This is a genomic window from Pseudomonas sp. 43(2021) (assembly GCF_017490805.1).
In the GTDB taxonomy this organism is placed as follows: domain Bacteria; phylum Pseudomonadota; class Gammaproteobacteria; order Pseudomonadales; family Pseudomonadaceae; genus Aquipseudomonas.
In genome coordinates, this window is sequence record NZ_JAFGYJ010000134.1 from 1 (window position 1) to 658 (window position 658).

Genomic DNA, 658 nt, shown 5'->3' on the forward strand with positions numbered 1-658 from the left:
GCATGGGGACGATCAGGGGGCAAGGGTCAGACGATCACCGGCGGCATCGTGCTCGGTGGCTCTTCTTTCGGTGGTGGCGTGGTGCCTGGCGGCTCTTGCTCGGGCACCGGTGGCGGTTCGGTATCCGGCAGGGTGGGTTTGTCGATGTTCGGATCGGGCGTTTCCGCCGGGATCGGGATGCTCATCAGGTGACCTCCGTATGGCACATGGCGTGGGACGTGCTTAAGTGAGTTGACCCGGCCACGACAAATTCGATCCGCAGGTTTGTCTTGTTAATTTCATCTGAACTTTTCCCCGCGCCGGTTGCTCGGAACCTAAGTGAGTTCATGACAGGGCCGGCGCTTTGTCGCGAATACTGTTCCGGCACAAGAGCGTCCTTGGGGCGTTAAGGAGAGATGCTCAATGACTGCTGAAAGACCTTCAGAGCTGAGTTACAACCCGCACATGCCGCTGTCGCAGGCGTTGCTGCTGCCACGTATCGTCATCGAAAACACCATGCCGACTCTCGACGGCGGCCAGTTCGCCGCCAAATCGATTGCCGGGCGCGAAGTGGTGGTGACCAGCAAAGTCTTTGCCGACGGCCATGACAAGCTCGCCGTGCGCATCCGCTGGCGCGAGGAAGGCCAGGAAACCTGGCAGACCGAGGTCATGTCCGATC

Annotated in this window: 2 protein-coding genes; one reads left to right on the forward strand and one right to left on the reverse strand. The window is 60.3% G+C overall.

Going from position 1 to position 658, the window contains the following annotated elements:
* Positions 1 to 26: 26 nt before the first annotated feature.
* Positions 27 to 185: a hypothetical protein gene (locus J5M71_RS26355; protein WP_163012245.1), complete on the reverse strand. Its 159-nt coding sequence runs from the start codon at positions 183 to 185 to the stop codon at positions 27 to 29.
* 217 nt (positions 186 to 402) lie between these two features.
* Here J5M71_RS26355 and J5M71_RS26360 point away from each other — a divergent pair.
* The coding region (locus J5M71_RS26360; RefSeq protein ID WP_207838401.1) for a maltotransferase domain-containing protein at positions 403 to 658 on the forward strand (256 nt) is incomplete at its 3' end.